General features: G+C 48.1%; 2 protein-coding genes and 1 CRISPR repeat array. Both genes read left to right on the top strand.

Annotation, left to right across the window (positions count from 1 at the left end; genetic code table 11):
• The first annotated feature begins 134 nt into the window (after positions 1-134).
• A CRISPR array of direct repeats spans positions 135-4,059; the repeat unit is 36 nt; unit sequence GTTTCATCGCCTCTAATTCGGCTCAACCGGCTAAAT.
• Positions 4,060-4,487: 428 nt separating this feature from the next.
• On the top strand, positions 4,488-5,339 hold the full coding sequence (locus CKO12_RS13705; RefSeq protein WP_200155287.1) for a reverse transcriptase domain-containing protein: 852 nt from the start codon (positions 4,488-4,490) through the stop codon (positions 5,337-5,339).
• On the top strand, positions 5,336-5,677 hold the full coding sequence (locus CKO12_RS13710; protein WP_200155288.1) for a CRISPR-associated endonuclease Cas2: 342 nt from the start codon (positions 5,336-5,338) through the stop codon (positions 5,675-5,677). The genes CKO12_RS13705 and CKO12_RS13710 overlap by 4 nt, the downstream gene beginning before the upstream one ends.
• Positions 5,678-6,183 lie beyond the last annotated feature (506 nt).

The following is a 6,183-nucleotide window of genomic DNA, read 5'->3' on the forward strand; positions in this document are numbered from 1 at the left end:
TATACTTAACTGAACTGTCTTCTTCACGTCTTAAGAAATTCAAAAGTTGGTCTTCGTTGCACAGTTTCACTGTCGTAAGCTCCTACATTTTCTCTTATAGTATAGTATGTTTTGCGGATAACTATAATGGATTAGTTTCATCGCCTCTAATTCGGCTCAACCGGCTAAATTTAAGTCCCTATCGCAACCTTTTAGGAGGTTATGTTTCATCGCCTCTAATTCGGCTCAACCGGCTAAATCCACAACCAGGTAGGCCTGATTGTGGACGAAGAGAAGAGTTGTTTCATCGCCTCTAATTCGGCTCAACCGGCTAAATCACAGTGATGTGTGATGCTATCATTAACGTCAGTTTCATCGCCTCTAATTCGGCTCAACCGGCTAAATAACCGTCATCAAGATGAATGAGGAGATACTAAGTTTCATCGCCTCTAATTCGGCTCAACCGGCTAAATGCTCGAAGTTGGTCAGTATTGAGCATTTCTTCGTTTCATCGCCTCTAATTCGGCTCAACCGGCTAAATTGGAGCCGCTGCTTTTGATTTGTATATGCTGAGTTTCATCGCCTCTAATTCGGCTCAACCGGCTAAATGCGCCCACCACATTGAGGTGGTGGCGGGACGTTTCATCGCCTCTAATTCGGCTCAACCGGCTAAATTGGGCGGCACTGCCGCCTATAACCACCATCGACGTTTCATCGCCTCTAATTCGGCTCAACCGGCTAAATATGTCTGACGACGATGTAAAAGCAATGAACTGTTTCATCGCCTCTAATTCGGCTCAACCGGCTAAATGAGATTATATCTCATAATCAACGTATTCGGCGTTTCATCGCCTCTAATTCGGCTCAACCGGCTAAATACCCGGAGGCTGGCTTGGGGGAGTGTGGAGAGGGTTTCATCGCCTCTAATTCGGCTCAACCGGCTAAATGGAGATTTCAATGAAAAATTTTTATGAGTTCAGTTTCATCGCCTCTAATTCGGCTCAACCGGCTAAATGATGTAAATCCTAGTTGTGTATTAGAAAAATACGTTTCATCGCCTCTAATTCGGCTCAACCGGCTAAGTAAAAGAGGGGATGTACATATCATCGTATGAAGTTTCATCGCCTCTAATTCGGCTCAACCGGCTAAATGAGGCTGCCATGAAGTATGTAAGATGGCTGAGTTTCATCGCCTCTAATTCGGCTCAACCGGCTAAATTGATTAAGAAATAAATAGAACCTACCCCTTTACGGTTTCATCGCCTCTAATTCGGCTCAACCGGCTAAATAAAGGTAATGAAGGAAGTATGTATTATGGTATCGTTTCATCGCCTCTAATACGGCTCTACCGGCTAAATGTCTAACCAAATGGGTTGCTAACCGGAGTACGGTTTCATCGCCTCTAATACGGCTCTACCGGCTAAATTCATGGAATTACGAATCTGTCGTAATGAAATGGTTTCATCGCCTCTAATACGGCTCTACCGGCTAAATGCTGCAAATGCGTATGCAGACGCTGTCATTGGTTTCATCGCCTCTAATACGGCTCTACCGGCTAAATGTTGCTCATCCTTTTAGGAGGACTTTATGGCCGTTTCATCGCCTCTAATACGGCTCTACCGGCTAAATGATATCTCTAACAAGAGAGTCTAACCAAATGGTTTCATCGCCTCTAATACGGCTCTACCGGCTAAATCTGTAGTCCGCGCCGAGGCGCATTACCATAAGTGTTTCATCGCCTCTAATACGGCTCTACCGGCTAAATATATTGGCCGGCCCTTCTTTGGTGGTTTAAAGGTTTCATCGCCTCTAATACGGCTCTACCGGCTAAATAGTTTGACACAAAATACAATCTGATTGGGTTGTTTCATCGCCTCTAATACGGCTCTACCGGCTAAATCGCACCGTCTCAGGTGCACTCAACGGCGTTTGTTTCATCGCCTCTAATACGGCTCTACCGGCTAAATTTACACATACATCATCTGCAACCATCACCATGTTTCATCGCCTCTAATACGGCTCTACCGGCTAAATGTTCAGTTTTAGTAAATGAACTTGGTTATCTGTTTCATCGCCTCTAATACGGCTCTACCGGCTAAATGTTAAATCATCGTGTGCGCCAGGCAATCGAAGTTTCATCGCCTCTAATACGGCTCTACCGGCTAAATCTGGGTGTCATCAGCACCACCGTTTCCGCTGTTGTTTCATCGCCTCTAATACGGCTCTACCGGCTAAATGTCAAAGACTGGGTTTCAACCACCCGTTTCAATGTTTCATCGCCTCTAATACGGCTCTACCGGCTAAATGATGCACATCGTTACTGTGACGGTTATGAGGTTTCATCGCCTCTAATACGGCTCTACCGGCTAAATTATGAAGATGATTTCACCCGTCCTGGGTATGTGTTTCATCGCCTCTAATACGGCTCTACCGGCTAAATACCCATCAATATGGGGAGGTGATTTTACCTCCGTTTCATCGCCTCTAATTCGGCTCAACCGGCTAAATACCATTAACTAGTGGTTTACAAATACCAATTGTTTCATCGCCTCTAATTCGGCTCAACCGGCTAAATGGTGCGACTGCTCCGACTGGTGCGACTGCACCGGTTTCATCGCCTCTAATTCGGCTCAACCGGCTAAATCATTGTTCAAAAGCGATTGATTCCAATGCTTCAGGTTTCATCGCCTCTAATTCGGCTCAACCGGCTAAATAATTCTTCGTCGGATGACTTGATCTCGGCGTGGTTTCATCGCCTCTAATTCGGCTCAACCGGCTAAATGTGGCAAGAACCGCGCTTTCGCTTTATCATCAAGGGTTTCATCGCCTCTAATTCGGCTCAACCGGCTAAATGAGATTTACCATGAATATTTCCGATTTTGCTGGTTTCATCGCCTCTAATTCGGCTCAACCGGCTAAATGTCGTTAATGGTTCAGGCCATCACAATTAGGGGTTTCATCGCCTCTAATTCGGCTCAACCGGCTAAATGTTTGAGCCTGGTTCAAAGTTAGAGTCAATCGAGTTTCATCGCCTCTAATTCGGCTCAACCGGCTAAATCAAACGAATTTTTCTACCAACAGTTCTATGGAGGTTTCATCGCCTCTAATTCGGCTCAACCGGCTAAATGTGGGGGGGCTCATTTGTGTGGATAGACCCAGGTTTCATCGCCTCTAATTCGGCTCAACCGGCTAAATAAGAGGATCTAACCAAATGGGTTGCTAACTGGGTTTCATCGCCTCTAATTCGGCTCAACCGGCTAAATACTGCGTTTAACACGGCAGCGCAAGCTGCCGCGTTTCATCGCCTCTAATTCGGCTCAACCGGCTAAATGACGACGTAAAATTTTTCAACACGATTTTCGGAGTTTCATCGCCTCTAATTCGGCTCAACCGGCTAAATCTTTGACTCGTACAATGAATCAAAGATCGCACGTTTCATCGCCTCTAATTCGGCTCAACCGGCTAAATGTAGTCGCGTTTTCACCTAACCTCGCAAGAGGTTTCATCGCCTCTAATTCGGCTCAACCGGCTAAATCCACCATCCTGGTGGCTGGCAATCATTGGGGGCAGTTTCATCGCCTCTAATTCGGCTCAACCGGCTAAATCAGGCTCGAAATTGGTTTCAATTGATCGTTTTTGTTTCATCGCCTCTAATTCGGCTCAACCGGCTAAATCATAATATTGGTAAAAGTATTGGACGATCTCCGTTTCATCGCCTCTAATTCGGCTCAACCGGCTAAATACTGGATCGAACTCTACCGGTGGGATGATTTTGTTTCATCGCCTCTAATTCGGCTCAACCGGCTAAATCAGGAGATCACCAATGCAAATTGGCGATTGGGGTTTCATCGCCTCTAATTCGGCTCAACCGGCTAAATCAGAAAAGGTGATTACTTTCTTCAAACGATGTTTCATCGCCTCTAATTCGGCTCAACCGGCTAAATTGTGTGATGCTATCATCATCGTCGGCTACCACCCGTTTCATCGCCTCTAATTCGGCTCAACCGGCTAAATAGGAGGATATTTTAAAAGCGAGGATGTTATTGTTTCATCGCCTCTAATTCGGCTCAACCGGCTAAATCAATTTCCGACCGCAACACTCAGTTACTACCAAGCACTCAGTGGAGACTGAGCAACAATCTACGCCAAAAACCACACAAATCCAGACGGTTATTTCTATGGCACCACGCCCTTTGATTGGTTTTGCCTTAGTTAAAGCAAAACCGCTACTACCAAACGCCTGCATCGCACACGCCCCGTTTTAAGACAAAAATACAAAAAGCAGTTGATTGTAAACAACTTTCAATCTGCCGCCGCACATGCCACCCATTCCAGACTAAAACACTCAGCCATTACTAAAATCCCAGCGGATCAAGTCATCATTTTACAACAAAAATGAATGAAAAACCAAACACTTAACCCCAAAACGCCTCCTCATTTTCCGCTCCCCAGATTAAAAATTGACCACTCGCTGCGTTACTCAAAAAACACCAGCGAGAGTTTCCACCCATGACCGACTGGATCAAACAAATCGCCAGCGCCGCCGTCCTCAATCAGGCGTGGAACGCCGTGCGCAAAGACAAATCACGCTGGACACGCGATCTCACCATGCAAGACATCGAACCGAATCTCCCGCTCCACATCGGCCGCCTCGCCGAAGAACTGCTCAACGGCCAATATCGGCCCCAGCGCGTCCGCTGTTTTGAAGTCCCAAAAGCCAGCGGCAGCACCCGCACCATCTGTGCGCCAGCAGTGCGCGACAAACTCGTACAACGCGCCTTTCTCACCGTGTTAGAACCACTCGGCGAGGACATTTTTCACCCCAACAGCTTCGGCTATCGCCCGATGTGTACCGTTGACATGGCACTAGCTCGCCTCCGCGAATGGATACGTCAGGGTTATCACTGGCTCGGCGACGCCGACATCAGCGCCTGCTTCGACGCAATCCCCCAACAACCTGTTTTAGAACAACTCATGGCGCTCTGCGGCGACGACCGCGTCATCACCATCGTAGACCGCTGGTTTAACGCCATTCCCCCCGCCTTTCGCCCCAGCGGACAAGGACTCGGACTGCCACAAGGCATGGTGCTCTCACCATTTCTCTGCAACCTCTACCTTCACGACATGGACATGGATTTAGAGGAACAGCAAATTCCCTTCGTCCGTTATGCCGACGACTTCATCGTCCTCGGCACCAGCGAAGCCGCCGCCCAAAGCGCCCTCGACCGCGCCGCCGCCAGCTTGCAGCGCCTGCACTTACAGCTCAATCCCGACAAAACCCAGATCATCCGCACCGCCAAAAGCCACAGCTTCCTCGGCAAAAAACTTCCCAACGTCCGCCAACAGAGGATTGCCGGATGAGCTTTCTCGACCGCGCCTCCAGCTTTCGCCGTTCAGGTTTTGAGCACGCCCCCTTCGTGTTCAGCTACGACATCAGCTCCCCCAAACTCGCACGCGGCGTCCGCCGCTGCCTCCAACGCTGGCGCATGGACGGGCAACTGTCCGTCCACGAAGTCGTTCTCACCCCGCTGGCAGCCGAAATTTTGAGCGTTGAATTGATTGAATTAGTCGATCCCGCCACCGACAGCCTCATCGTCTTCCGCCTATCCCGGCGCGGCGACGGCCCGATTTACAACCTCTGCTCCCAAGAATGTGCGCATAAGTGTTTATGCACAACTGGGTCATTCGCTCTCCGTTGATAGTGACATCACTGCAACTGGAGTCCTGGTTGGGCAGTCTCAACCGAACGACCAACCTGCGTTGGCAACATCAAGTACTACTGAACAATTGCGCCCTGGCGTTACCATAAAAGCTACCCGGCTGATCATCCTTGGGCAGAGTGGCTTTGCGACCAAATGTTGTTCATACCCGACGGGACGCGAAACCTTCGCGCTTGTGGATACCATCCACCACTTCATTCTCAAACAACCATGCCTAAAAAACAAGAAAATCCACCTTTTTATATTCTCAATCTGTAGGGCGCGGTCACTGCTAAGAGTGTTTTCTATAGGTTTAGGAGTTACGCAGTTGACCAAAAATAGCTTTAGAATATAGTCGATCCACCACAAAATGATTGTTAAAATCGGCGCAGCACCTTCAATCCTACTGTTGTGCCGCAATCAATTTATTCTGGCTTGGCTATACAAAGATGAACGCTGCAAAATGTACCGAACAAGATTACATTCAGTTTTTAATCGCTACTCCG

Source organism: Chromatium okenii, assembly GCF_016583745.1.
Classification (GTDB): domain Bacteria; phylum Pseudomonadota; class Gammaproteobacteria; order Chromatiales; family Chromatiaceae; genus Chromatium; species Chromatium okenii.

What these genes read in the sequence shown, in the direction of transcription:
- CKO12_RS13705 (WP_200155287.1), top strand. Translation starts at nt 4,488, where the DNA reads ATGACCGACTGGATCAAACAAATCGCCAGCGCCGCCGTCCTCAATCAG.
- CKO12_RS13710 (WP_200155288.1), top strand. Translation starts at nt 5,336, where the DNA reads ATGAGCTTTCTCGACCGCGCCTCCAGCTTTCGCCGTTCAGGTTTTGAG.